The organism is Bradyrhizobium sp. UFLA03-84 (assembly GCF_002289535.1).
Taxonomy (GTDB): Bacteria; Pseudomonadota; Alphaproteobacteria; order Rhizobiales; family Xanthobacteraceae; genus Bradyrhizobium; species Bradyrhizobium viridifuturi.
The window spans coordinates 827,412-852,819 of the sequence record NZ_NSJY01000005.1 but is presented as its reverse complement, the minus strand read 5'-3'; the positions used below and the strand labels follow the sequence as shown (position 1 = coordinate 852,819).

The window sequence follows — 25,408 nt, the reverse complement described above, 5'->3', positions numbered from 1 at the left end:
TATCCGCGAAGCCGGGGTTTTCCACCCTGTCCACGGTGCCTTTATGACAGCCCTCACGGTAACGCGTGCAGGGCGCGCGGCCGCATCAATTGACCTGCCGCGGGCACGCTCCTAAAACCCATCTCAAGTTCCAGCCGATCCAGCGCCTAAGTCGCGGCATTCAGGGAGAGATTCAATGCGTGATGTGTTCATTTGCGATGCCGTCCGGACCCCGATCGGCCGTTTCGGTGGTTCGCTCGCCAAGGTGCGCGCCGACGATCTCGCCGCAGCCCCGATCAAGGCGCTGATGGCCAAGCACCCGACGCTCAACTGGAACGAGGTCGAAGAGGTCTATTTCGGCTGCGCCAACCAGGCCGGCGAGGACAATCGCAACGTCGCGCGCATGGCGCTCCTGCTTGCCGGCATGCCGGAATCGGTTCCCGGCCAGACCCTGAACCGGCTCTGCGCCTCGGGCCTCGATGCGGTCGGTGCCGCGGGCCGCGCCATCCGCGCCGGCGAGATCGATTTCGCGATCGCAGGCGGCGTCGAATCGATGACGCGCGCGCCGTTCGTGATGGGCAAGGCTTCGGAAGCGTTCTCGCGCTCGTCCGAGATCTATGACACCACGATCGGCTGGCGCTTCATCAATCCCTTGATGAAGGCGCAGTACGGCGTCGATGCGATGCCGGAAACCGGTGAGAACGTCGCCGAGGAATTCCAGGTGTCGCGCGCCGATCAGGATGCGATGGCGATCCGCTCGCAGCAGCGCGCAGGCGCGGCGATCGCGTCGGGCTATTTCGCCGAGGAGATCATCCCGATCCAGGTGCCCGGCGGCAAGGCCGGTCCCATCACCGTCGACAAGGACGAGCATCCGCGTCCCGAAACCACGCTCGAAGGTCTCGCTAAGCTGAAGCCGATCGTGCGCAATCCGGGCACCGTGACCGCGGGCAACGCATCGGGCGTCAACGACGGCGCCGCTGCGATGATCCTCGCGTCCGAAGCCGCCGTGAAGCGGCACGGCCTCACGCCGCGCGCGAAGATCCTCGGCCTTGCCTCGGCCGCGGTGCCGCCGCGCATCATGGGCATCGGCCCGGTGCCGGCGACCAGGAAGCTGGTCGAGCGGCTCGGCATCAAGGTGTCGGACTTCGACCTGATCGAGCTCAACGAGGCCTTCGCCTCGCAGGGCATCGCCTGCCTGCGCCAGCTCGGCGTCAAGGAAGACGCCGATTTCGTCAATCCGCATGGCGGCGCGATTGCGCTCGGCCATCCGCTCGGCATGAGCGGCGCGCGGCTGGTCCTGACCGCCGTGCACGGCATGGAGAAGCGGGGCGGGAAGCTTGCCTTGGCAACTATGTGCGTCGGTGTCGGCCAGGGCGTCGCAGTCGCCATCGAAAAGCTGAATTAGTCCAGTGGCTTGGAAGGGCTGAAAACAGCCCTTCCCCAATTTGGTTATGCACTATAATGATCTGACGTGAGCTCACCGGGCGCGTGGGCCGCGGAGGACTTCGCTATGACCTTGTTGTATCCGCTGCAATCGCTTGCGGCTCATCCGGCGCGGCTGTCGCCGGACTATCGCTCCACCGTGAAGCGCGCGCCGCAAAAGCCGCTGATCCCGATGCGGCATACGCTCTCGGAGTTGACCGGTCCGGTCTATGGTCACGAGACGGTGCGCGCGCACGACAGCGACCTCACCATCCAGGCCAAGGGCGAGCCGCTCGGCGAGCGCATCATCGTGCACGGCCACGTGCTCGACGAGGACGGCCGCGGCGTGCCGAACACGCTGGTCGAAATCTGGCAGGCCAATGCCTGCGGCCGCTACATCCATGTCGTCGACCAGCACCCGGCGCCGCTCGATCCGAACTTCACCGGCGCCGGCCGCGCCCAATCGGATGCGAGCGGCTACTACAAGTTCGTCACCATCAAGCCCGGCGCATATCCGTGGGGCAATCACCACAATGCGTGGCGGCCCGCCCATATCCACTTCTCGGTGTTCGGCCACTCCTTCATCTCGCGTCTGGTGACGCAGATGTATTTCCCCGGCGATCCCCTGTTCCCGTTCGACCCGATCTTCAACTCGGTGACGGATGAGAAGGCGCGGGCGCGGATGATCTCCTCGTTCGATCTCGAGAACACCAAGCCGGAATGGGCGCTGTGCTATCGCTTCGATATCGTGCTGCGCGGGCGCAACGCCACGCCGATGGAGACCAAGTAAGTGTCACGTCCTGATGGAATCACGCCCTCGCAGACCGTCGGTCCCTATTTCAAATACGGCCTGACGCCGAACGGCGAGTATGAGTGGAACGACGCCTTCACCAACAATCTGCTGACGCCGGATACATCCGGCGAACGGATCCGCGTCGAGGGCAAGGTCTATGACGGCGACGGCGCCGTGATCCCGGATTGCATGCTGGAGATCTGGCAGGCCGACAGCCAGGGCCGCTTCTCCGACCCGCAGGACAAGCGGGCACTGCCGAATTCCTCGTTCAAGGGTTTTGGCCGTTGCGGCACCGACAAGAGCGGCGGCTATTCGTTCGACACTATCAAGCCCGGCGTGGTGCCTGATGCCGACGGCAAGCCGCAGGCGCCGCACATCGTGCTCGCGGTGTTCGCGCGCGGCATGCTGCTGCACCTCTACACCCGGATCTATTTCGACGACGAGGCCGGCAACGCGACTGATTCCGTGCTGGCACTGGTGCCGGCCGATCGTCGTGCGACGTTGATCGCCAAGAAGACGGGCGGCAACGCCTACACCTTTGATGTCCACCTGCAGGGCGACAACGAGACGGTGTTCTTCGACGTCTAGCGGCTGACCGCCAATCGAGCATTGAAGGAACCACCAGAATCCGCTGCGCGCCTCCGCCGCAGCGGATTTTGCTTGACCATTTACATCTCATTATATAACAATCTGTTTATATAACAAACATGAGATAAAGCATGGCCAACCTCGACGCCGCCTTCTCCGCGCTCGCCGACCCGACCCGCCGGGCGATCCTGGCGCGTCTCGCTTTGGGCGAGGCGACCGTCATGGAGCTGGTCGAGCCGTTCGAGCTGACCCAACCGGCGATCTCCCGCCATCTCAAGGTGCTCGAGGGCGCCGGCCTGATCGTGCGGCGGGTCGAAGGCACCAAGCGGCCGTGCCGGCTGGCGCCGACGGCGGTTGCCGAGATCGATCAATGGCTCGGCATGCTGCGCCGCGCGCTGGAAACCAATTACGACCGGCTGGACGGAGTGCTGGCCGCCATGAAGCCTGAGAAGTGAAAGGTGCCCTATGAGTAAGCTGACGCTGAAGACCGAAGGCGACCGCTACATCGTCGTGACCAGGCGCTTCGGCGCGCCGCCCGAAGCGGTGTATCGCGCGCATACCGAGCCTGAGCTGTTGCAGAAGTGGCTGCTCGGCCCGGAAGGCTGGACCATGCCGGTCTGCATCAGCGAGCTCAGGCCCGGCGGCAAGATCCGTTACGAATGGACCGACGGCAAGGGCGACGGCTTTCACCTGACCGGCGAATATCTTGAGCTCGAACCGTTCAGCCGCATCGTGCATGTCGAGCGCATGCATCTGCCGGATCCGACGCCGGACAATCGTGTCGAGACGCGCTTTGCGCCCGACGGTGACGGCACCCTGATGACCATGCGGATGACGCTGCCGGATGCGGAGACCCGCGCGGCGATGCTCGCGACCGGCATGGAGCACGGCATGGAAGACAGCTATGCTCGGCTCGACCGCATGAGCTGACCATTGCCGACATGAGGGATGATGCGCGACCGCTTCCTGACCGGTCTGATCGGCTATCCGATCGCGCATTCGGCGGCGCCGGCGATGCACGAGCAGGCCGCCGCCGCCCTCGGCGTTCACGCGCACTACCAGCTCATCGAGGTCAAGGGCGCGGGGCGCGACGATCTCAGCGCGATGCTCGAGGGCATCAGGCGGCTCGGCTTTGCCGGCGTCAACGTCACCTTTCCTTACAAGGAGGCGGTGGTCGATCTGCTCGATGACCTCGCGCGGGATGCCCGCGCGATCGGCGCGGTCAACACCATCGTCGCCAGTGGCGGGCGTCTGGTCGGGCACAACACCGATGCATCAGGTTTTGTGCGCGCGATTGCACCGCTGCTTGCGTCAGCGCCGCGCGGCCCGATCGCGTTGATCGGTGCCGGCGGCGTTGGCAAGGCGATCGCATTCGCGCTGGCGGGGCTCGGCGTTGCCGAGATCAGGATCTTCGATGCCGATGCCGCAAAGGCTGCGCAGCTTGCGGACCAATTGCAGGATCATCGCGCGGTTCACGCCGCCAGCGTCGACGCCGCGGTGCAGGGCGCCGCAGGTCTCGTCAACGCAACGCCGGTCGGCATGCTGCCGAGCCGCGACACGCCGGTGCCGGATGCGTTGCTGCATCCCTCGATGTGGGTCGCCGACGCGGTCTACACGCCGCTCTGGACACCGCTGCTCACGGCGGCAAGGGCCAAGGGCGCCAGCGTGCTGACCGGGCGAGACCTCGCGATCAACGCCGCGGCCGACGCCTTCAGGCTGTTCACCGGGATGACGCCGCGGCATGAAGCGATGGCAAATGCGTTCGACGCCGTGATGGCCGCGCGCTACGCGCCGCCGGCTACCTGAAACGCGGCCATCCGCTTTGCGATGGCGTCGAGGAACAGCCGCACGCGCGTCGGCGTCTGGCGTCCCGGAGCGAACAGCGCGCAGACCGGCGCGGGATCGCTGCGCCACTCCGGCAGCACCTGCACCAGGCGGCCGGATGCGAGATCGGGCGCGACATCGACCCAGCTCTTCATGATCAGGCCGGCGCCGTCGACCGCCCAGTCATGCGCGACCTCGCCATTGTCGCAGCGCAGCCGCGACGACACCTCGATCTCAGCGGTGCGGCCGTCGCCGTGCATCAGCCTCCACCGCGTCTGCGCGCCTCCGTTGTAGAGCAGGCAATTGTGCTGCGTGAGATCCTCGGGCGTGATTGGCGCGCCGTGGCGCATGACATAGCCCGGTGACGCCGCGATGATGCGGTGATTGTCGATCAGCTTGCGCATGATCAGGTCGGAGTCGCGCGGCATGCCGATGCGGATCACGACGTCGATGCGCTCGTCGATCAACTCGACGAGACGGTCTGTGAGCATCAGTTCGACCGACATCTTCGGATAGGTCAGCGCGAGATCGCGGCAGACCGGGCTGACATGGGCGCGGCCCAGCGCGACGGTCGCGCTGACCCGCAGCACGCCCTGCGGTTCGACGCGACTATGCGCCAGCGCTGCTTCCGCTTCATCGACCTCGGCGAGGATGCGCTGCGCCCGGTCGAACAGCCTTTGTCCCTCCTCGGTCAGCGCGAGGTGGCGCGTGCTGCGCACGATCAGGCTGGTGTCGGTGCGCTTTTCCAGCGTCGCGAGCCGCTTGCTGACGACGCTGAGTGCGACCCCCATCTCGCGCCCGGCCGCGGACAGGCTGCCTGACGTGACAATCTTCGCAAAGGTTCGAAGCTCGGTGATGTCGTCAAGCATGGATTGTTTCCGAAAAGTAGATAATATCTCCATTAGATGCATGATAATACCAAATTTGGAAAGAAGTTAGGCTGATTTCCATCAACACGGAGATCAGCTCATGACTCACTCGTCCTCGACCCAACTCAGCCGCCGCGAAACCCTCCAGGCCGTCGGTGCCGCCGGCGCCCTCGCTGCCGCCGGACTCAGCGCCGCGACCCAACCAGCGAATGCTGCATCCGACGCCCAGGCCATGTCCAATGGCGGCGGCTTCTGGCCCAACGGGGCGCGCCTTGCGGTCAGCCTGTCGCTGATGTTCGAAGGCGGCGGCCAGCCGATTTCCGGCGCCGGTGGCGTTATCCCCGATCCGATCGAGAAGGGCGTGCCAGATCTGCCGACCAACGCGTTCTTCGCTTATGGCCACTATGAGGGCATCCCGCGCCTGCTCGATCTGATGGACAAGCACGGCATCAAGCTGTCGTCCTTCATGATCGGCAAGGCGGTCGAGACCTCGCCCGACACCGCCCGGGAGATCGTGCGCCGTGGCCATGAGGCGGCTGCACATGGCCGGATCTGGAGCAACTCGTATCAGCTGCCGAAGGATCAGGAAAAGCGCTTCATCGCTGACAGCGTCGAGACGATCCAGAAGATCACGGGGCAGACTCCGATCGGATGGAATGCGTACTGGATGCGAAACTCCGTGCACATCCTGGAGACGCTGCAGGACCTCGGCTTCCTCTATCACATCGACGAACCGAGCCATGACGAGCCCTTCATCGTGCCGGTGCGCGGCAAGGATTTCGTCACGGTGCCCTACACGATGCACATGAACGACATCGTCTCGTTCCCGTTCCAGGGCTGGAATCCGGCCGCCTATGAGCAGGCGCTCAAGGACGAGTTCGACCAGCTGTATGAGGAGGGCGCAAAGCGCCGGCGGATGATGGTGATCAGCCTGCACGATCGCATCTCCGGCCATGCCGGCCGTGCGCGGGTGCTCGATCGCTTCCTGTCCTACGCCAGGAGCAAGGGCGATGTCTGGTTCGCGCGCAAGGACGAGATCGCACGCTATGCGCTCGCCAATCGCGCCAACACGCCGGTGATCCAGCGCGGCGCGCCCAGCGTGACCGGCCTGCCCGGACCTGCGGCCTGATCGCGGGAGGCATCGATGCTCGACCACGTCACCCTGCGTACCAAGGACCTGGAAGGCACCCGTGCCTTCCTCGAGAATCTGCTCGACGTGAAGCCGGGCTATCGCCCCGGCTTCGCCTTTCCCGGCTACTGGCTCTATGCCGATGGCGAGCCGGTGGTGCATCTGGTCCCGGGCGAGGGCACCCGCAACGATCCGCGCGGCGAAACCATCGACCATGTCGGCTTTCGCCTCGAGGGCTATGAGGCCTACCGCCACAAGATCGAGACGCTCGCCATTCCCTATTCCACCATGGACCTGCCGGAGCTCGGCGAGCGCCGGTTGTTCGTTCGCACGCCGACCGGCATCCTGCTCGAACTGGTGTTTCGTGAGCGCGATGCCGCAATGAGGAGCAAAAACAATGCGTAATGTTCTGGCCGCCACAGCGCTTGCAATGGCTGTGCTGCTCGCGGCGCCGGCTCGCGCCGACGAGGTGAAGATCGACGATCTCGTCGTCGCGGCCGCGGTCCCGTCAGCCGAGCGCGATGCCACAGTCGCCGCGGCGAAGGCTTTCTACCAGTTCTGGAACAGCGGCGACGAGGCCGCGCTCAAGGCCGCGATCTCAGACAATTTCGTCGATCACACCCTGCCGGCTGGCCGTCCGCAGGGACCGCAAGGGCCGGCCTTCGCCTCGAGGAATTTCCGTACCGCAGTGCCGGACCTCTCGGTCGAGGTGGTCAAGATGATCGTGGCCGGCGACTACGTCACCGTGCACATGCAGTTCCGCGGGCATTTCACCGGCAGCTTCGGTGCGACCAGCGGCAGCGGGCAAGCGATCGATTTCATCGCCACCGATCTGCTCAAGGTCACCGGCGGCCGTGTCACCGACAACTGGCACATCGAGGACAATTTGACCCTGCTCTCCAAGATGGGCGTCGCCAAGCTCACACAATGACCCGTCCGGGTGCCCGATGCCTTTCTGCCGCCGGACGCATCGACCGGCGCCGCCGCTTCGCTATGATGGGTGCCCATCCCGCGACATCAGGGGCATCCTCCAATGACAAAAATCAGGATCGGTCTGGCCGGCTGCGGCTTCGTCTCGGAGCTGCACATGTACGCGTACCGGCGCGTCTATGGCGTCGATGTCGAGGTGAGGGCGGTGGCGGCGCGCGGCGATCACGTCAATGCGTTCGCCCGCAAGCACGCAATCCCGAACGCCTATCGCAGCTTCGCCGAGCTGGTCGCCGACCGCGAGCTCGACGTCATCGACATCTGCACGCCGCCGAACCTGCATGCCACGATGATCGTTGACGCCATGCAGGCCGGCAAGCACGTGATCTGCGAGAAGCCGTTCAGCGGCTATTTCGGCCGCGACGGCGACAAGGAGCCGATCGGCAGGCACGTGCCGAAGGCGCTGATGTACCAGCGCGTGATGGAGGAGATGGAGCAAACCCGCGTTGCGATCGAGCGGACCGGAAAGCTGTTCATGTATGCCGAGGACTGGATCTACGCGCCGGCGGTGACCAAGACCGCGGAGATCATCCGCGCCACCGGCGACAAGATCCTGTTCATGAAGGGCGAGGAAAGCCACTCCGGCTCGCATGCGGCGCATGCCGCGCAATGGGCGATGACCGGCGGCGGCTCGCTGATCCGGATGGGCTGCCATCCACTGTCGGCGGTGCTCTATCTCAAGCAGGTCGAGGCCAAGGCCCGCGACGAGACCATCAATGTCGCGAGCGTCACCTGCGACGTCGGCAATGTCACAGCTTCGCTCAAGCCGGAGGAGCGCGCCTATATCAAGGCCAATCCGGTCGACGTCGAGGATTGGGGCACGCTGACCGCGACCTTCTCCGACGACACCAAGGCGACGGTGTTCTCCGGCGACATGATCATGGGCGGCGTGCGCAATCTGATCGAGACCTACACAAGCGGCGGCGCGCTGTTCGCCAACATCACGCCGAACACGCACTTAACGAGCTATCAGACCTCCGAGGAGAAGCTCGCGAGCGTCTACATCACCGAGAAGGTCGATCGCAAAACCGGCTGGCAATATGTCTGCCTGGAGGAGGAGTGGACCCGCGGCTATCTGCAGGAGATCCAGGATTTCATGGAGTGCGTGGCGACCGGCCGGCAGCCGCTCGCGGACCTCGCGCTGGCGTATGAGACGACCAAGGTGAACTACGCCGGCTATTGGGCCGCCGACGAGGGCAGGCGGGTGACGTTGTGAGGATGTGAAGTCGACGGCAGCGCCCTCTTCGCTTCTCCCTCTGTCGGAGAAGGTGGCGCGCAAGGCGCGCCGGATGAGGGGTTGCTTCCGCGAACTCGACTGCTGAAGAATTCGAGGAGAGAGACCTCTCACCCGGATCACATCTTGCGATGCGATCCGACCTCTCCCACACGCAAGTCGGGCCTGCCCGACTTGCGCAGCTTCACGATGCGCAACCGGGGTAAACCCCGGTTGCGTGGGAGAGGTTGTAGCGCCGCTGCGGCTCCAGTTTTACCGGGTCAGACCGCTTACGCCCCGTACACCGATCCCTTCGGCAACGGGAACACCGGATCCTGGGTGCGGATATTCGTCGGCCACACCACGGTGATGCGCTCACCGGCGTTCTGCATCACGACCGGGGTCGAGCGCTCGTTCTGGCCGGACATCGGCGTGCCCGGCGGATAGAACTTCACGCCATAGCCCTGGATGGTGCCGCCCGCGGGGATGTCGACGTCCAGCGCCGCCTTGCGGATCGCCTCGGGATCGAAGCCGCCATATTTCTCCTTGGCGACCGGCAGCACATTGTTGAGCAGGATCCAGGTCTGGTTGAAGCCCATCGAGCAGTGCGGCGGCACCTCGGTGGCGCTGGTCTTCTCGCGGTAGCGCGCGACCATCGTCTTGGTGAGATCGCCGACGCCGGGCGCGAGCTTGGCAGGATCGAGCAGCTGCGCCGGAACCGGATCGATGTTGCAGAAATTGTCGATATCGGCGCCGAAGGTCGCGCGCAGCTTGTCGAGCTGGCTGTAGCCGGCGCCGGCGCCGAACAGCATCTTGAACTTCAGCCCGCTCTCGCGCGCCTGGCGCAGGAAAAGCGTGATGTCGGGGTTGTAACCGGCATGCGAGATGATGTCGGCCTTGGCGCGTTTCAGCTTGGTCACCAGCACCGAGAGGTCGGGCGCGGAGGCCGAATAGCCTTCCTTGAGCACGACCTGCAGCCCGGCCTCCTTGGCGAAGGTTTCGTCGGCGGCGGCGACGCCGACGCCGTAGGGCCCGTCCTCATGGATCAGCGCCACCTTGACGTCCTTCGGCTCCATGCCGAGCCTGGCCTTGGCGTGCTCGCCGAGGAAGCCGCCGAAGGCCTGGCCGTATTGATCGGAATGGATCTGCGCGCGGAACACGTATTGCAGGTTCTTGTCCTTGAACACGGCGGTCGAGACCGCGGTCGTGATCCACAGGATGCGCTTTTGCTGCTCGACCTTGGCGGCGAGCGGCACCGCGTGCGAGCTTGCGAACACGCCGTTGAGGATGTCGACCTTCTCCTGGTCGATCAGGCGATTGGCTTCGTTGATCGCCACATCAGGCTTGCTCTGGGAATCGACGTTGACGGGCGCGATCTTGTACTTGCCACCGACGCCGCCCTTCTCGTTGACCAGATCGATCGCGATCTGGGTGCCGATCGAGGAGGCGACCGAGCCGCCGGCGGCGAACGGGCCGGTCAGGTCGTAGATCACGCCGATGCGGACCGTTTCGGCCTGCGCCTGCGCGCGTGTCCAATCGAAGCTGAAAGCAGCGGCGGCAGCCGCTGAAGTCTTCAGCAGCGTCCTGCGTGAAGTCGGCATCGCGTCCTCCCCTGAAACCGTCAGTTGTGTGACGGGTGTTATTTTTCGGGGAGTATTGGGAGGCGATGTCGGAAAGTCAACGCGGCTTGCGGGTGCGGCGTGTTGCGCTTTGGGAGGGGGTGAGCGTGGTTTTCTCCCCTCGTCATTCCGGGGCGTGCGAAGCACGAGCCCAGAATCCATCGGGCCGCGAACCTTGCTGATGAATGGATTCCGGGCTCTTGCTTCGCATGCCCTGGAATGACGAGGAGCCTACTCCATCACCGCGGCGTGGTCCGACGGCGCCGACTGCGCGCGCAGTGCGGCCTTGGTCGAACCGATCATCAGCGCGAGCGGGATCGAGACCAGGATGAACAGCATCACCAGCTGATAGTCGTGCGAGAACGCGATGATCTGCGACTGCGCCGCTACCATCCTGTCGGCCATCGCGCGACCGGCGTCGGTGTTGAGGTTGATCATGCCCGACACGTCGGGCATCTGCAGCGCGTGATTGAACGGATTGATCTGCTCCGACAGTTTTGCGTAGATCCGCCGCCCGCCTTCGGTGAGCTGCGCGATCACGATCGAGATGCCGACCGAGCTCGCGACGTTGCGCAGCAGCGTCAGCATCGAGGTGCCGTCGGTCCGCAACTGGCCCGGCAGCGTCAGGAACGCCACCGTCGACAGCGGCACGAACACGAGGCCGAAGCCGAAGCCCTGGATCACGCTGACGACGATGATCTCGTTCGCCTGGGTCATGTCGGTCCAGCCGGTCATCTGGAACAGCGAGGCCGCGGTCAGGGCGAGGCCCGAGATGATCAGCGTGCGCGCCTCGATGTAGCGCATTAGGCGGCCGACCAGCATCATCGCGACGAAGGTGCCGAAGCCGCGGCTCGCCAGCAGCAGGCCCGCGGTGATGATCGGATAACCGACCACGTTCTGCAGGTAAGGCGAGGACAGCGCCATGGTCGAATACAGCACGAGGCCCATCACGGTCATGAACACGCAGCCGCCGAGGAAGTTCTTGTCCTTGAACAGTGCGAACTGGATGAACGGCCGGCTGGTGGTCAGCGAATGGGCGAAGAAATAGTAGAAGCCGACCGCCGAGACGATGAATTCGATCATGATCTCATTGGATTCGAGCCAGCCGAGCTGCTCGCCGCGGTCGAGCGCGAGCTGCAGCGAACCGATCGCGACCGCGAGCGCGCCGAAGCCGAACCAGTCGAAGCGCAGATTGAGGTCCTGCTTGGTCTCGTCCATGAATACGGCGAGGCCGAGCACGGTGATCGCGCCGAACGGCAGGTTGACGAAGAACACCCAGTGCCAGGAATAGGTCTCGGTCAGCCAGGCGCCGAGCGACGGTCCCATGATCGGGCCCATCATCACGCCCATGCCCCAGATCGACATCGCCTTGGCGCGCTCATGCAGCGCGTAGGAATCCAACATCACCGCCTGCGACAGCGGCACCAGCGCCGCGCCGAACACGCCCTGCAACAGCCGGAACAGCACCATCTGGTTGATGTCCTGCGCGAGGCCGCACAGCACCGAGGCGATGGTGAAGCCGGCCGAGCAGATGATGAAGATGCGCTTGCGTCCGTAGCGGTTGGCGATCCAGCCGACCGGCGCGGTCATGATCGCGGCCGCGACGATGTAGGAGGTCAGCACCCAGTTGATCTGGTCCTGCGAGGCCGACAGCGAACCCTGCATATAAGGCAGCGCGACGTTGGCGATCGTGGTGTCGAGCGCCTGCATGATCGTCGCGGTCATCGCGCAGATCGTCACCATGTTCCGGCGCATGCCGGGTACGGCGGACGGTGACGGTGCATTCATTCAGTTCAGTCCTGTTCTTCCAGCAAGACGTCACCTCTCCCGCTTGCGGGAGAGGGAGTGCGAGCCCTAGTCCTGGTGATCCGGGTGCGCGGTGGCTGAGCCGAGCCCGAGCAGGCCGGCCAGCGAGCGGCGGTGGTTGGTGTCGATCGTCGCGTAGACGCTCATGCCGGCCTTCAGCTTCTTCACGAACGGATCGTTCTCGTCGAAATAGATCCGCACCGGCACGCGCTGCACCACCTTGACGAAGTTGCCGGTGGCGTTCTGCGGCGGCAGGATCGCGAACTGAGCGCCGGTGCCGGGTGACAGCGAGCCGATCTTGCCCTTGAACGCATGGTTCGGGAACGCGTCGACGTCGAGCGTCACCGGCTGGCCGACCGCGACATAGGTGAAGTCGCTTTCCTTCGGATTGGCGTCGACCCAGGGATGGTCGACGTCGATCACCGAGAACACCGGCGCGCCCGCGGTGACGAAGCGGCCGAGCTGGATCTGGTCGACCTGGGTCGCGACGCCGTCCATCGGCGCCCGCAGCACGGTGTGGTCGAGATTGCGCTGCGCGTCGTCGAGCTTGGCCTTGGCCTGGGCGTAGGGCGGGAACTTCTCGATCGGCAGCTCGACATCGCCGAGCAGTTGCGTCCTGTCCTTGGAGATCTGCTGCTTGATGTATTGCGCTAGGCTCTCGGCCGTGACTTGCGCGTTGGCCGCGTTGTCGAGGTCGAGCTGCGAGCCGAAGTTCTGCTTGGCGAGAGTCGATTTCCGATCGACGTCGCGCTTCTTCAATTCGATGCTCTGCTGGGCGAATTCCAGCATCTTGGTGTTGATCTTGATGTTGTCGACCAGATTGTCATAGGTGGTCCGGGTCTGGTCGAGCGCCGCCTTGGCCTGGTCCACCGCGAGGCGGAACGGCACCGGGTCGATCTCGAACAGCTCGTCGCCCTTCTTGACGTGCTGGCCTTCCTTGACGACGATCTTGTCGATCTTGCCGGAGATCTCGGGCGTGATCAGCACCTTCTGCGCGCCGACATAGGCGTCATCGGTGCCGACATAGCGCCCGCCATTGAGATAGAACACGCCGCCGGCGATCACAGCCACGATCGGCAGCACGACGAGCAGCAGCACGCGGCGATAGCGCCGCAGGCCCGCCATCAGGCGACGGCGCGGCGCGCGGCTGGCCTTGCCGGCCGGCACAGGCTCGCCCGGATTGCTCTTCTGCTCGGGGGCCAGCTTGAGGATGGGTTCAGCCATAGCGCTGTTCCTTTCGGGAGGGCTCGCCGGCTGGGCTTTGGATGGCATTGCGAACGTTTTCCTTGATCGATTCCAATTGAGTGAGCAGGCGATGCGCGTCTGCGGGGCTGATGCCCTCGAGCGCGGTCGCGGTGAGTTCGGAGCGCAGGCCTGCGAGCTTCCCGAGCAGCGGGCGCGCGGCCTTCTTCAGATAGAGGCGGTTGACGCGGCGGTCGTTCTCGTCGCTGCGGCGCTCGATCCAGCCATTGTCGCAGAGCTTGTCGATCAACCGTGTCAGCGTGATCGGCTGCACCTCGAGCAGTTCTGCAAGCTCGGTCTGCTTCAGTCCTTCCTGGCGTTCCACCTTGGACAGGACGGCCCATTGCGCACGGGTGATGCCGTAGCGCGCGGCCTCCTTGTCGGCATAGACGCGGATCAACCGGAACAACTCACCGAGCGTAAACAAGAAGTCCGAATCCACGGAACCGCGCATAAGGTCCTGCCTCCATAAGCTTGGGATATAATAAGCTTGCTCATTAATTCTGCATGCCGGGTTAACGGGAGGCTGCTCCGCTTTGCGCACATGGCTCGCGGCAGCGCCGGGCGGCCGGGCTATGGGAACGGGCGCAAAAATGCTACATATCTGGGCAATGAGCCTCGCCAAGCCGACCTTTCCTGCCCCCGACCACGATCACGGCCGCTGCGCCGCGGACGCGATGGCCCATGCCGAGCAGGTCTGTTCGCGCCGCGGGCAGAAATTCACCCCGATCCGGCGTCAGGTGCTGCAGGCGCTGCTGTCGAGCCACCGCCCGCTCGGCGCCTATGAGGTGATCGACGAGCTGGCCAAGACGATGCCGCGCCCGGCACCGATTACCGTCTACCGCGCGCTCGACTTCCTGATGGAGAACGGTCTCGTCCACCGCATCGAAAGCCGCAACGCTTTCCTGGCCTGCGCGCACGACCATGACGAGACCTCCATGGTGGCGTTCCTGATCTGCGACCATTGCGGCTCGGTCGGCGAGATCCCCGCCGCCCCCGTCGCGCAAAGCCTGACCGCGGCGGCGCGCGCCTCGGGCTTCATCCCGAAGCTCTCCGTGGTCGAGATCGCCGGCACCTGCGCGCATTGCCAGAAATGATTGAGCGCGGCCAAAGTCCTCACCGCGGTGTCGTCCCTGCGAAAGCAGGGACCCACAACCTCCGCCCTCAATTGTTGTACGACAAGGGAACGACAAGTCTCGTTCAAAACACCGGCGGCGGCGTATGGGTCCCTGCTTTCGCAGGGACGACGCAGTCCGACTAACAACAACACGGCAGCAAGCCGGCCCGCGAGGAAACATGTCGACCCAAGCGATCTCTGCCAGTGTCACGAGGCCCGTCAGCGTCGGCCACGGGCTGCCGCCCGGCGCCATCGCATTGATGCTGATGCTGTGCGTGAGCTGGGGTTTCAACCAGCTCGCGGTCAAGCTCGCGCTGCCCGACGTGCCGCCGATGCTGCAGGCGCTGATCCGCTCCTCGGGCGCGCTGCCGGTGATGCTGATCGTCGGCCATTTGCGCGGCGTCAAATTCTTCGAGCGCGACGGTACGCTCGTCCCCGGCATCGTCGCCGGCCTGATGTTCGGCTGCGAGTTCGTGCTGATCTTCACCGGTCTGGTCTTCACCTCGGCGTCGCGCGCCTCGGTGTTCCTCTACACCGCGCCGTTCTTCGTCGCGCTCGGCTCGCACCAGTTCCTCGGCGAGCGTCTCTCGACCGTGCAATGGAGCGGGCTGGCGCTGAGCTTCGCCGGTGTCGCGCTCGCGATCGGTGTGCCGCAGCCCAATGTCGATGCCAGGGTGCTGCTCGGCGACCTCATGGTGGTCGGCGGCGGCGCGCTGTGGGCGGCGACCACGCTGGTCGCCAAGGGCACTCAGTTGCGCAAGGCGGCGCCGGAAAAGGCGCTCGGCTACCAGGTCGCGATCTCGATCCCGATCCTCGGCCTCGCCGCTTGGATCGGCGGCGAGCGCATCGAGCATGTGCCGAGCGCATTGTCGATCTCGCTGCTCGCCTATCAGGCGGTCTGGGTGGTCGGCTGTACCTTTGTCATCTGGTTTGCGATGGTGAAGACCTATTCGGCAAGCAAGCTGTCGGCCTTCACCTTCGTCACGCCGCTGTTCGGCGTCGTCGCGGCCTATTTCGTCATGCACGACACCCTGACCCCGGTATTCGGCGTCGCCGCGCTGCTGGTGATCGCGGGCCTCTATCTGGTCAACAAGCCCGACCCGAAGGTGACGCCGGACCCGAACGTGCCGGCGTGATCTCCTTTGTCATTCCGGGCTCGCGCTTCGCACGCCCCGGAATGACGAGGAGGAAGAGTGTCGTCCTTACGATAGATTCCCCGGCACCCAAAAACGCGGATGTGTGAGTCTCAGAGGCGCCCAACATTCAGTGTCGTCCTGGCGAAAGCCAGGACCCATTACCCCAAATGTCGGTTATCTCGCGACGCTGGGGCGGCGTTCTCGTTCACAAGCAAATTCGGTGGTTATGGGTCCCTGCTTTCGCAGGGACGACAAGGAGAGAGCCTTTGCTCTCCGCTACCCCACTTCGATCGGCAGCTCCTTATCCTTCGCCCATTCGCCCATCGAGCCGTCATAGAGCGTGAGATTGTCGAAGCCGAGCCGATGCAATTGAAACAGGTCGATGGTCGCGGAGATGCCGCCGCCGCAATAGGCGATGACGCGCTTGTCCTTCGTGATGCCTTGCGCGGCGAAGGTCGCCTCGGCTTCCTCGAGCGGCACGAATGTCTTGCTCTTGGGATCGATCAGGCTAGCTGCCGGTACGCTGACGCTGCCGGGGATGCGACCGGGCCGGCCGTAGCGGCTCGGCTCCAAGCCCTTGTAGAACTGCGGGCCGAGCGCGTTGACGATCACGGTGTCACCCTCGGTGGTCGCGGCGAGCACGTCATGCTTGTCGACGAACATGCCGTCCTTTGGCCGCGCCGGGAACGTCGCGGGCGGATAGCCGCCGGCAAGCCCGGTCTCGATGTCGCGTCCCTCGGCGGTCCATTTGTCGATGCCGCCGTCGAGCACGGCGGCACCCTCGAAGCCGAGCGAACGCAGCATCCACCAGAACCGGGTCGCCCACATCGCGGTGCCGATCGAATAGAGCACCACGCGGCTGCTGGCAGAGATGCCGTGGCGGCCGAACGCCGCCTCGAGCTGGGCCGTCGGCGGCATCATGAAGCGCAGTTCGGTATGGGCGTCGGAGAATTCGGCCTGCAAATCCAGGAAATTCGCTCCCGGGATGTGGCCGGCCTCGAACGTCTGGCGGCCGGAGACGACGACATAGGGAATGTTGCTGCCGGCAGGCGCCGGCTCCAGATAGGTCGTGCAGTCGAACAGCCGCAACTCGGGCCGGGTCAGGATCTCGGCGAGTTCCGCCGTGGTGATCAGCTCGCCATAGTCGGCCATTTTCACGTCCTCCCGATATGCCCTTAACAGGATGCTAAGATGCGCCAAGTCACATGAAAAGCGGTCACTTTGCCCTTTGATTCACCCCAATTCGGTCCAATATAGCCTAGGCATGCAGGACGCCGCTGCATGGCTTGCCTTCGGCCTCAATCGGCGCCATAAGCTGTTGAATTCACTCCGAAACATGACCGTTTAGCCCGCCTTGCGCTGGGCTCATCGCCCCCTTGGTGAATGTCACCAAAACCTGATATTCGAGACGCCATGAACAAGCCCGAGATTTTGCCGCAAGACGACGTCGCAGGTCCTCAGCCGCGGCACCAAACCACGCAGGTCATGGTCGGCAACGTTGCCGTCGGCGGCGGTGCGCCGATCGTCGTGCAGTCGATGACCAACACCGACACCGCCGACATCGATGGCACCATCGCCCAGGTTGCCGCGCTCTCCCGCGCCGGCTCCGAGATGGTGCGCATCACCGTCGACCGCGAGGAAGCCGCTGCTGCCGTGCCGCACATCCGCGACGGCCTGCGCAAGCGCGGCATCACCACGCCCCTGATCGGTGACTTCCACTATATCGGCCACAAGCTGCTTGCCGAGTATCCGGCCTGCGCCGAGGCGCTCGACAAGTACCGCATCAATCCGGGCAATGTCGGCTTCAAGAACAAGCGCGACACCCAGTTCGCCGACATCATCGAGATCGCCAACAAGAACGACAAGCCGGTGCGCATCGGCGCCAATTGGGGCTCGCTCGACCAGGAGCTGCTCACCAAGCTGATGGACGAGAACACCGCATCGCCGAATCCGCGCGATGCCCGCGCGGTGACGCGCGAGGCGATGGTGCAGTCGGCGCTGCTGTCGGCGGCCCGCGCCCAGGAACTGGGCATGCCCAAGAACAAGATCATCCTGTCGGCGAAGGTCTCCGCCGTGCAGGACCTGATCGCGGTCTATCAGGAAGTCGTGCGCCGCTCCGATTACGCGATCCATCTCGGCCTCACCGAGGCCGGCATGGGCTCGAAGGGCATCGTGGCCTCCTCGGCCGCGCTCGGCATCCTGCTGCAGCAGGGCATCGGCGACACCATCCGGATCTCGCTGACGCCGGAGCCCGGCGGCGACCGCACGCTGGAAGTGCAGGTCGCGCAGGAATTGCTGCAGACCATGGGCTTCCGCACGTTCGTGCCGCTGGTCGCGGCCTGCCCGGGTTGCGGCCGCACCACCTCGACCACGTTCCAGGAGCTGGCGCGCTCGATCCAGGATTTCATTCGCGACGAGATGCCGGCCTGGAAGACCAAGTATCCGGGCGTCGAGCAGCTCAACGTCGCGGTCATGGGCTGCATCGTCAACGGCCCCGGCGAATCCAAGCACGCCAATATCGGCATCTCGCTGCCCGGCACCGGTGAGGCACCGGCCGCGCCCGTGTTCGTCGACGGCAAGAAGTTCCGCACCCTGCGCGGTCCCGGTATCGCCGCCGACTTCAAGGCGCTGGTGATCGACTATATCGACCAGCGTTACGGCAACGGCGCCAAGGTGCCGGAGACGGCCGGCGCCGCGGAGTAGTTCACTCCGCTCGCGCCCCACACTCGATCCGTCGTCCCTGCGAAAGCAGGGACCCATAACCCCAGGCGGCGGTTGTGGCGCGAGACGGGGGGTACGAGTCTTCGCCAAACCCAATCCTGTGGTTGTGGGTCCCGGATCTGCGCTCCGCTTCGCTGCGCTTGTCCGGGACGACAGATATGTCTGTGGCGCCGATTGCGCTTCCGTCGATGAGCGTTACGATGCCTCCCAATCAAGAACCATTGGGAGAACGCCCATGAGCTCGCTGTCCGGCAAGCAGGGTCCGCGCTACCGCCACCTCGCCGGCGAGGCCGAGCCCTATGAGACCATCGGCGTCGAGAAGCTGACGCCGATCATCGGCGCGGAAATCTCCGGCGTCGATATCGGCAAGCTGGTCGGCGACGATGCGCGCTCCAACCGCCAGATGGACGAGATCCATCGCGCGCTCGCCGAAAACCTCGTCGTCTTCTTCCGCGACCAGCACATCAGCCCCGACCAGCACCTCGCCTTCGGCCGCAAGTTCGGCGAGTTGCACGTCCACCCCGCCGCCCCCAACGAGGGCGATCCGGCGCTGATGAAGATCTACGCCGACAAGGATTCGCCGCGCGCCAATGGCGAGGGCTGGCACACCGACGTGTCCTGCGATCTCGAGCCGCCGATGGGCTCGATCCTCTACATCAAGCAATGCCCGCCGCGCGGCGGCGACACGCTGTTCGCCAACATGTATGCCGCCTATGAGGCGCTGTCGGATCGCATGAAGGCCTATCTCGACGGGTTGACCGCGCTGCATGACGGCGAGCAGACTTATCGTGGCCTGTACGCAAATTACGGCGTCACCGACAAACGGGAATATCCGCGCGCCGAGCATCCGGTGGTCCGCACCCATCCGGTGACGGGGAGGAAATCGCTCTACGTCAATCGCGGCTTCACCCGCTTCATCGTCGGCATCCCGCGCGACGAAAGCGACGCGATGCTGGCCTATCTCTACCAGCACGCCGAGAATCCGCTGTTTCAATGTCGCTTCCGCTGGACCGAGAATGCGATCGCGTTCTGGGACAACCGCTGCGCCCAGCACCGCGCGATGTGGGATTACTGGCCGCACACCCGCTCCGGCACTCGCGTGACGGTCAAGGGTGAACGGCCGGTGTGAGGACAGCGCTCGCCTGGCGCTGCTCCGACGGCCGCGATGTTGCGGCCTCGTCCACAAGCCTGAGCGGTTAACAGGGGTAACCCTTGCGGGTCATAGTATCCGTGAGCCGCTGAGCCCTATGATGCCGCATCAGAATGGGCAATATCACCATGCGGCAGGTGATAGTGGACGCGCGCGGGCATGAGAGCATCGTCACTCGCGACGATGGCGGGAACTCAATCTGTGAAAGGATCGGTTCGCGCGTCAGGTCGTCTCCGAGGAGGATGCGCCGGGCGGTTCCGTTATGGTTCGCTGCAACCCTTGCGGGGCTGTGGCTCGCCGATTCATCGGGCGGCGGCGCACGGGCGCAGTCCAACGGCGTCGCCGGAAGTTCCCTGCAACTTGCACAAGCCAAGACGAGCCCGGCAGGTCACGCCGGTCCCGCCAGGGACCAGCCGCAAAGCGCGGACGCGCTCGCCCGCGAACTCGCGACAGCGCGGAAAGATATCGAAGCGCTACAGGGCTTGCTGGCCAAGGAACGCGAAAATTCGGCTCAGGTCGTGAATGCCCTGCAGGCCGAAGCCGAAAAACTGAGAAAATCGCTGAAAGACGTGCCGCAGGACGGCGCGGCGGACTTGCAGAAGTCGCTGGGGCAGGAGCGTGAGCGCGCCGCACGGCTTGAGCAGGACCTCGCGGCGGCTCGTCGTGACATCGAGGCGCAATCAGCGGCGGCCGCCAAGGCGAGCGACGAATCGACCAGGCTGCGGCTCGCATCGGAAGCTGCCGCTGCGGAACTGCGCCGATCGATGCAGAAGGAGCGCGAACGCGGCGATGCACTGGCGCAGGATCTCTCGGCGGCGCGCAGCAAGGTCTACGTATACGAATCTCAGGCAGCCAAGGCCGGCATTGAAGCGGCGCGTCTGAAGGCGGCCTCGCGAACCGGCGCGGTGGACTTGCAGAAGTCGCTCGGGCAGGAGCGCGAGCGGGCCGCACGGCTGGAGCAGGACCTTGCGGCAGCTCGTCGTAACGTTGAAGCGCAAGCCGCGCTGGCGACCAAGGCCAGCGATGAGGCGGCGCGGCTGAGGGAGGCCTCGCAAAGCAGCGCATCGGACTTGCAGAAGTCGCTGGGGCAGGAGCATGAGCGGGCCGCGCAACTGGAGCAGGACCTTGCAGCGGCTCGTCGTAACGTGGAAACGCAAACCGCGCTGGCGGCCAAGGCCAGCGATGAAGCAGCGCGGCTGAAGAAGGTCTCCGAAAACGGCGCAGACCTGCAGAAGTCGCTGGCACAGGAGCATGAGCGGGCCGCGCGACTGGAGCAGGACCTCGCAGCGGCTCGTGGTAACGTGGAAACGCAAACCGCGCTGGCGGCCAAGGCCAGCGATGAAGCGGCGCGGCTGAAGAAGGCCTCCGAAAACGGCGCAGACCTGCAGAAGTCGCTGGCACAGGAGCATGAGCGGGCCGCGCGGCTGGAGCAGAATCTCGCAGCGGCTCGCCGTGACGTGGAAACGCAAACCGCGCTGGCGGCCAAGGCCAACGATGAAGCGGCGCGGCTGAAGAAGGTCTCCGAAAGCGGCGCAGGCCTGCAGAAGTCGCTGGGGCAGGAGCGTGAGCGCGCCACGCGACTCGAGAAGGACCTTGCGGCAGCTCGGAGTGACGTGGAAACGCAAGCCAAGCTTACGGCCAAGGCCAGCGATGAAGCGGCACGGCTGAAGAAGGCCTCCGAAAGCGGCGCAGCAGACTTGCAGAAATCGTTGGGACAAGAACATGAGCGGGCCGCACGGCTGGAGAAGGATCTCGCGGCGGCCCGTCGTGATGTGGAAACGCAAACCGCGCTGGCGGCCAAGGCCGGCGATGAAGCGGCACGGCTGAAGGCGGCCTCGCAGAGCGGTGCGACGGACCTGCAGAAGTTGCTGGCGCAGGAGCATGAGCGGGCCGCGGGGTTGGAGCAGGACCTCGCAGCGGCTCGCCGTGACGTGGAAACGCAAACCGCGCTCGCTGCCAAGGCCGGCGATGAAGCGGCGCGGCTGAAGGCGGCCTCGCAAAGCGGCGCGACGGACCTGCAGAAGTCGCTGGCGCAGGAGCACGAGCGAGCCGCGGGGTTGGAGAAGGACCTCGCGGCGGCTCGCCGTGACGTGGAAACGCAAACCGCGCTCGCCGCCAAGGCCGGTGATGAAGCGGCGCGGCTGAAGGCGGCCTCGCAAAGCGGCGCGGCGGACCTGCAGAAGTCGCTGGCGCAGGAGCACGAACGAGCCGCGGGGTTGGAGAAGGACCTCGCGGCGGCTCGCCGTGACGTGGAAACGCAAACCGCGCTCGCGGCTAAGGCCGGCGATGAAGCGGCTCAGCTGAAGGCCTCGCAAAGCGGCGCGGCGGACCTGCAGAAGTCGCTGGCGGAGGAGCACGAGCGTGCGGCGCGGTTGGAGCTGGACCTCGCGGCGGCTCGCCGTGACACGGAAGTGCAATCGGCGGCGACGGCCAAAGCGAGCGACGAATTGGCCAAGCTGAGGCTGGCAACGGAAGCTGACGCCGCGGAACAGCGCCAGTCGATACAGAAGGAGCACGAGCGGGCGGACGCTATGGCGCAGGATCTCGCGACAGCGCGCAGCAAAGTCTACGCCTACGAGGCTCAGGCGGCCAAAGCCAACGACGAGGCAGCGCCGCATCAGCAGCCGGAGTCGAGCGATATCGCCGAGTTGCGACAATCGCTCCAGCGCGAGCAGCAGCGGGCCGAACAACTGGCTCGTGATCTTGCAACAAAGAGCAGCGAACTCGATGCCCAGGCCGAGCGGGCAGCTGCAGCGAACGCGCAAGCCGCCGGAGCGCAGCAGGCCGCGGAGCAGGCTGTGGCTGAGCAGCGCAGTCTGCTGGAGAAGGAACACGGCAGGGCCGAGCAATTGGAGCGGGACCTTGCATCGGCGCGCCGCGACGTCGGTGCGCTCGCCGAGAAAGTGCCGCCCGTCGCGTCTCAGGTGGCCACCACCGGCAACGCCGGCAAGTCCATGCAGGACGAGCCGGCGGGCGCAGCGGTGGGGTCAATCGAGGGCCGCGCCGCCGCGCCGCGACCAGCCGGCAATGTCGAGGCCGCTTCCGACGACGGGGCGCAAGAGGCGAGGCTGATGGCGCGGGCCCGCTTGCTGCTGGAACGGGGTGACATCGGTGGTGCGCGGATCGTGCTGGAACGCGTCGCCGAGACGGGCAGCGCCCAGGCAAGCTTCGCGCTCGCGGAAACCTACGATCCGCTGACCCTCTCGAACTGGGGAACCTATGCAACGCGTGGCGATGCGGCCAAGGCGCGCGATCTCTACGCCAAGGCCGCGGCTGGTGGAATCAAGGAGGCAAAGGCGCGGTTCGAGGCGCTGCGTTGATCAAACGATCCAGCAAGAACGAACGCGCTGATGCGATGTCGTGCAAAGGAGCTGCTCGATGAAGAATCTGATCGGAATTCGCCCGTTGCTGCTTGCGGGCCTGATGTCGCTGCTTCCGGCGCTGCAGCCGCCCCCGGCGGATGCGCGGCCGCAACATGACCGGCCTCACAGGGCGCGGCTGATCCAGGCTGAACCGCCGCAGCCCAGGCCTGAATCCTTGGCGATCAATGCCTGGACCGTGGGTCTTGCCGGCGGCCTGCTCGAGGGAGCGCCGATCCGCCTCGCCGCGGAGATGGCCCGCGTGGTCGACGACGGCAACAATCTGCACGTCCTGCCTGTGGTGACGCGGGGACCCGTGGAGAACCTCAACTCGCTGCTGTATTTGCGCGGCATCGACGCTGCGATCATCAATTCCGACGCGCTCGAGGAATACAAGAGTCAGGTGCCGGATATCCAGCGGCGGATCACCTACGTCCTGAACCTGTTTCCGTCCGAACTGCATATCTTCGTTCGTCCGGAGATCAAGAGTCTGAGCGACCTCGCCGGCAAGAAGGTGAATTTCAACAGCCAGGGTACGGCCGCAGCCTATTCAGGTCCGCTGATCTTCAGTCGCCTCGGTATCGATATCGAGAAGACGTTCATTCCGCACCAGATCGCGCTCGAGCAAATGCGCAAGGGCGAAATGGCGGCCGTCGTCTTCATCACCTCGAAGCCGGTCGATGCATTTGTGAAAGGCCGATTTGAAGCGGGCTTCAAGTTCCTGCCGGTCCCGTATGACAGCAAGTTCGAGGACTATTATCTGCCGGCAGCGCTCGACGCGGCCGATTACCCAAATCTGATCAAGCAGGGCGATCACGTGGCGACGATCGCCGTACCGACGGCCCTCGTCGCCTTCAATTGGCCGGCCAACAGCAACCGTTTCGAGCGCGTTGCACGCTTCGTCGATCATCTGTTTTCGCGGATCGACAAGCTGCAGGGACCCGGCTTCGACCCGAAGTGGAAATCGATCAACCTCGGAGCGACCGTGCCCGGTCTCGCGCGCTTTCCTGCCGCGCAGGCGTGGCTCGATCGGCAGTCGTCGACCGCACGGGCATCGCAATGACCAGGTTTTCCGCCCCGCTTGTTGTGGCAGTCGCCGTCGTCAACGGCGTTGCCCTCGCGCAGGGGGTGGAGGATCCCATGAGAGATCCCATGGCACAGCTGCGCGCCTGTTCTCAGCTCGAACGTGAAGCGCGGCTGGAGTGCCTCGACAAGCTGTCGCATGCGGCCGCACCGGCTCGCCGCGAAGCGTCGAAGGCGGACCGTTGGACGATCAGCGAGACGACGTCGCCGGTGGACTATTCACCGATCGCAACTGCGACAACGTCCGACTCGGTCGATTCATCCGTCAAGCTGTCGATCCGGTGTCGCGGCGGGCGGACCGAATTGTCCTTCTCGGGACCAGCCATCTCGGGCCGGGGCGACGGCTATGCGATTTCCTACCGCATCAACGGCGGTTCACCGGTGCAGGTCGCCGCAACCATGCCGGCGGTTGGTTCCGGTGTCGCCGTCGCTGGCGATGTCGTTCGCCTGTTGCAATCGCTTCCCGATAACGCGGTGCTTGCCGTCCACCTCTCACGCGGCGCCGGGGCTGCCCAGGATGCGACCTTCTCGCTCGCGGGGTTGGACGCGATGCGCACGAGGATGGCCGGGGTCTGCAAATGGCCGCTCGCCGTCGCAAGACCCAGCCATTGAAAGTGTGTGCCTGCCAATTTTTCGAGATGGAGATGCTTGATGTGCAATTTTAAATCTGTTGCGAAATTCGTTGCGGTGGCCAGCCTCGCTGTGCTGGCTTCCACGCCATTTGCGGTGGCCCAGCAAGACGGAAAAAGCTGGGGCCCGACCGCGCAGACTGCGCCTCACGCGGCGACTGGCGCCCGGAAACCTGAAACGCCGCGGGCCACTGCCGATGCTCGCAAGCGCTCCGCATTGGCTCGCATGCACGATCCGGCGGTGCCGAACGGGAAGGAGCATCACCTGATCCTGCAGGTGAACAGCAATGATCCTGCCGCCATGAATCTCACGCTCAACAACGCAACGAACGTGGCCGAGTATTACAAGGGCATCGGCGAGAAGGTGAAGATCGAAGTCGTCACCTTCGGCCCGGGCCTGCACATGCTGCGCGAGGATACCTCACCGGTGAAGGCGCGCATCGAGGAAATGGCGCTCAGTTCACCTGAAGTGTCGTTCAAGGCCTGCGGCAACACCCAGGAGAAGATGCAGAAGGCCGAGAACAAGTCGATCCCGATCATCAAGCAGGCGGAAGTCGTGAAGTCCGGCGTCGTGCGCGTGATGGAATTGCAGGAAAAGGGGTGGGCCTACGTGAAGCCGTGAGCGGGAGGGCCGGCCAGCCCTGAACTCCCTTTCAGCGGACGCGGCTTGCTGCGCAGAACGCGGGCGTAAATCCATGGGCGGGCGGGGCAGGGTTGCCGGCCGCGCAGCCAATCGCATTGA

At 65.0% G+C, this 25,408-nt stretch carries 24 protein-coding genes; 18 read left to right on the top strand and 6 right to left on the bottom strand.

Features of this window, described 5'->3' with window-relative positions; translation table 11 throughout:
• The first annotated feature begins 175 nt into the window (after positions 1-175).
• The 6 genes from pcaF to CK489_RS06745 all read left to right on the top strand — a co-directional run bounded on the left by pcaF (position 176) and on the right by CK489_RS06745 (position 4,588).
• Positions 176-1,384 (top strand): 3-oxoadipyl-CoA thiolase, encoded by a 1,209-nt coding sequence (gene pcaF / locus CK489_RS06770; protein ID WP_095731713.1) that lies wholly within the window; start codon positions 176-178, stop codon positions 1,382-1,384.
• 105 nt (positions 1,385-1,489) lie between these two features.
• On the top strand, positions 1,490-2,191 hold the full coding sequence (pcaH, locus tag CK489_RS06765) for a protocatechuate 3,4-dioxygenase subunit beta (protein WP_095731712.1): 702 nt from the start codon (positions 1,490-1,492) through the stop codon (positions 2,189-2,191).
• Positions 2,192-2,782: a protocatechuate 3,4-dioxygenase subunit alpha gene (gene pcaG, locus CK489_RS06760; RefSeq protein WP_095731711.1), complete on the top strand. Its 591-nt coding sequence runs from the start codon at positions 2,192-2,194 to the stop codon at positions 2,780-2,782.
• 131 nt (positions 2,783-2,913) lie between these two features.
• The gene (locus CK489_RS06755) at positions 2,914-3,237 is read left to right on the top strand and encodes an ArsR/SmtB family transcription factor (RefSeq protein ID WP_050631929.1); all 324 of its coding nucleotides are present in this window, start codon (positions 2,914-2,916) and stop codon (positions 3,235-3,237) included.
• 10 nt (positions 3,238-3,247) lie between these two features.
• Positions 3,248-3,712: an SRPBCC domain-containing protein gene (locus CK489_RS06750; RefSeq protein WP_050631930.1), complete on the top strand. Its 465-nt coding sequence runs from the start codon at positions 3,248-3,250 to the stop codon at positions 3,710-3,712.
• A 21-nt stretch (positions 3,713-3,733) separates the two neighbouring features.
• On the top strand, positions 3,734-4,588 hold the full coding sequence (locus CK489_RS06745; RefSeq protein ID WP_094194413.1) for a shikimate dehydrogenase: 855 nt from the start codon (positions 3,734-3,736) through the stop codon (positions 4,586-4,588).
• Here the strand turns inward: CK489_RS06745 and CK489_RS06740 are convergent.
• Positions 4,567-5,475: a LysR family transcriptional regulator gene (locus tag CK489_RS06740; RefSeq protein ID WP_095731710.1), complete on the bottom strand. Its 909-nt coding sequence runs from the start codon at positions 5,473-5,475 to the stop codon at positions 4,567-4,569. The genes CK489_RS06745 and CK489_RS06740 overlap by 22 nt on opposite strands.
• A gap of 100 nt (positions 5,476-5,575) precedes the next feature.
• On the opposite strand from CK489_RS06740, the gene CK489_RS06735 reads away from it, so the two are divergent.
• The 4 genes from CK489_RS06735 to CK489_RS06720 all read left to right on the top strand — a co-directional run bounded on the left by CK489_RS06735 (position 5,576) and on the right by CK489_RS06720 (position 8,807).
• Positions 5,576-6,604 (top strand): polysaccharide deacetylase family protein, encoded by a 1,029-nt coding sequence (locus CK489_RS06735; protein ID WP_095731709.1) that lies wholly within the window; start codon positions 5,576-5,578, stop codon positions 6,602-6,604.
• A gap of 15 nt (positions 6,605-6,619) precedes the next feature.
• Positions 6,620-7,009: a VOC family protein gene (locus CK489_RS06730; RefSeq protein ID WP_050631934.1), complete on the top strand. Its 390-nt coding sequence runs from the start codon at positions 6,620-6,622 to the stop codon at positions 7,007-7,009.
• Positions 7,002-7,535 carry an ester cyclase gene (locus tag CK489_RS06725; protein ID WP_050631935.1) on the top strand — a complete coding sequence of 178 codons (534 nt, stop codon included), beginning with the start codon at positions 7,002-7,004 and terminating at the stop codon, positions 7,533-7,535. Before CK489_RS06730 ends, CK489_RS06725 begins: the two co-directional genes overlap by 8 nt.
• A 102-nt stretch (positions 7,536-7,637) precedes the next feature.
• Positions 7,638-8,807 carry a Gfo/Idh/MocA family protein gene (locus tag CK489_RS06720; RefSeq protein ID WP_095731708.1) on the top strand — a complete coding sequence of 390 codons (1,170 nt, stop codon included), beginning with the start codon at positions 7,638-7,640 and terminating at the stop codon, positions 8,805-8,807.
• Positions 8,808-9,094: 287 nt separating this feature from the next.
• On the opposite strand, the gene CK489_RS06715 is transcribed toward CK489_RS06720, so the two are convergent.
• The 4 genes from CK489_RS06715 to CK489_RS06700 form a co-directional block, all read right to left on the bottom strand.
• Positions 9,095-10,405 (bottom strand): ABC transporter substrate-binding protein, encoded by a 1,311-nt coding sequence (locus CK489_RS06715; protein WP_050631936.1) that lies wholly within the window; start codon positions 10,403-10,405, stop codon positions 9,095-9,097.
• Positions 10,406-10,654: 249 nt separating this feature from the next.
• The gene (locus CK489_RS06710) at positions 10,655-12,211 is read right to left on the bottom strand and encodes an MDR family MFS transporter (RefSeq protein WP_095731707.1); all 1,557 of its coding nucleotides are present in this window, start codon (positions 12,209-12,211) and stop codon (positions 10,655-10,657) included.
• Positions 12,212-12,277: 66 nt separating this feature from the next.
• Entirely contained in the window at positions 12,278-13,453 is a 1,176-nt protein-coding gene (locus CK489_RS06705) for an HlyD family secretion protein (protein WP_095731706.1), read from the bottom strand.
• Complete coding sequence (locus tag CK489_RS06700; protein WP_050631939.1) at positions 13,446-13,925, bottom strand: MarR family winged helix-turn-helix transcriptional regulator; 480 nt, start codon at positions 13,923-13,925, stop codon at positions 13,446-13,448. Before CK489_RS06700 ends, CK489_RS06705 begins: the two co-directional genes overlap by 8 nt.
• Positions 13,926-14,082: 157 nt before the next feature.
• Between CK489_RS06700 and CK489_RS06695 the strand changes: the two genes are divergently transcribed.
• Positions 14,083-14,568 (top strand): Fur family transcriptional regulator, encoded by a 486-nt coding sequence (locus CK489_RS06695; protein ID WP_050631940.1) that lies wholly within the window; start codon positions 14,083-14,085, stop codon positions 14,566-14,568.
• Positions 14,569-14,767: 199 nt separating this feature from the next.
• Positions 14,768-15,724, top strand: a complete 957-nt coding sequence (locus CK489_RS06690; RefSeq protein WP_050631941.1) for a DMT family transporter — start codon at positions 14,768-14,770, stop codon at positions 15,722-15,724.
• Positions 15,725-16,000: 276 nt separating this feature from the next.
• Here the strand turns inward: CK489_RS06690 and CK489_RS06685 are convergent, their stop codons facing one another.
• On the bottom strand, positions 16,001-16,876 hold the full coding sequence (locus tag CK489_RS06685) for a sulfurtransferase (RefSeq protein ID WP_050631942.1): 876 nt from the start codon (positions 16,874-16,876) through the stop codon (positions 16,001-16,003).
• Positions 16,877-17,137: 261 nt separating this feature from the next.
• Here CK489_RS06685 and ispG point away from each other — a divergent pair, with 261 nt between their 5' ends.
• The 6 genes from ispG to CK489_RS06655 all read left to right on the top strand — a co-directional run bounded on the left by ispG (position 17,138) and on the right by CK489_RS06655 (position 25,288).
• The gene (gene ispG, locus CK489_RS06680; protein WP_095731705.1) at positions 17,138-18,427 is read left to right on the top strand and encodes a flavodoxin-dependent (E)-4-hydroxy-3-methylbut-2-enyl-diphosphate synthase; all 1,290 of its coding nucleotides are present in this window, start codon (positions 17,138-17,140) and stop codon (positions 18,425-18,427) included.
• 253 nt (positions 18,428-18,680) lie between these two features.
• Positions 18,681-19,574 (top strand): TauD/TfdA dioxygenase family protein, encoded by an 894-nt coding sequence (locus CK489_RS06675; protein ID WP_095731704.1) that lies wholly within the window; start codon positions 18,681-18,683, stop codon positions 19,572-19,574.
• A 134-nt stretch (positions 19,575-19,708) separates the two neighbouring features.
• Entirely contained in the window at positions 19,709-22,915 is a 3,207-nt protein-coding gene (locus CK489_RS06670) for a coiled-coil domain-containing protein (protein WP_095731703.1), read from the top strand.
• A 58-nt stretch (positions 22,916-22,973) separates the two neighbouring features.
• The gene (locus CK489_RS06665) at positions 22,974-24,017 is read left to right on the top strand and encodes a TAXI family TRAP transporter solute-binding subunit (protein WP_095731702.1); all 1,044 of its coding nucleotides are present in this window, start codon (positions 22,974-22,976) and stop codon (positions 24,015-24,017) included.
• Positions 24,014-24,649 (top strand): hypothetical protein, encoded by a 636-nt coding sequence (locus CK489_RS06660; protein ID WP_095731701.1) that lies wholly within the window; start codon positions 24,014-24,016, stop codon positions 24,647-24,649. Before CK489_RS06665 ends, CK489_RS06660 begins: the two co-directional genes overlap by 4 nt.
• Before the next feature lie 39 nt (positions 24,650-24,688).
• The gene (locus CK489_RS06655) at positions 24,689-25,288 is read left to right on the top strand and encodes a DsrE family protein (RefSeq protein ID WP_050630730.1); all 600 of its coding nucleotides are present in this window, start codon (positions 24,689-24,691) and stop codon (positions 25,286-25,288) included.
• The last annotated feature ends 120 nt before the right edge of the window (positions 25,289-25,408 follow it).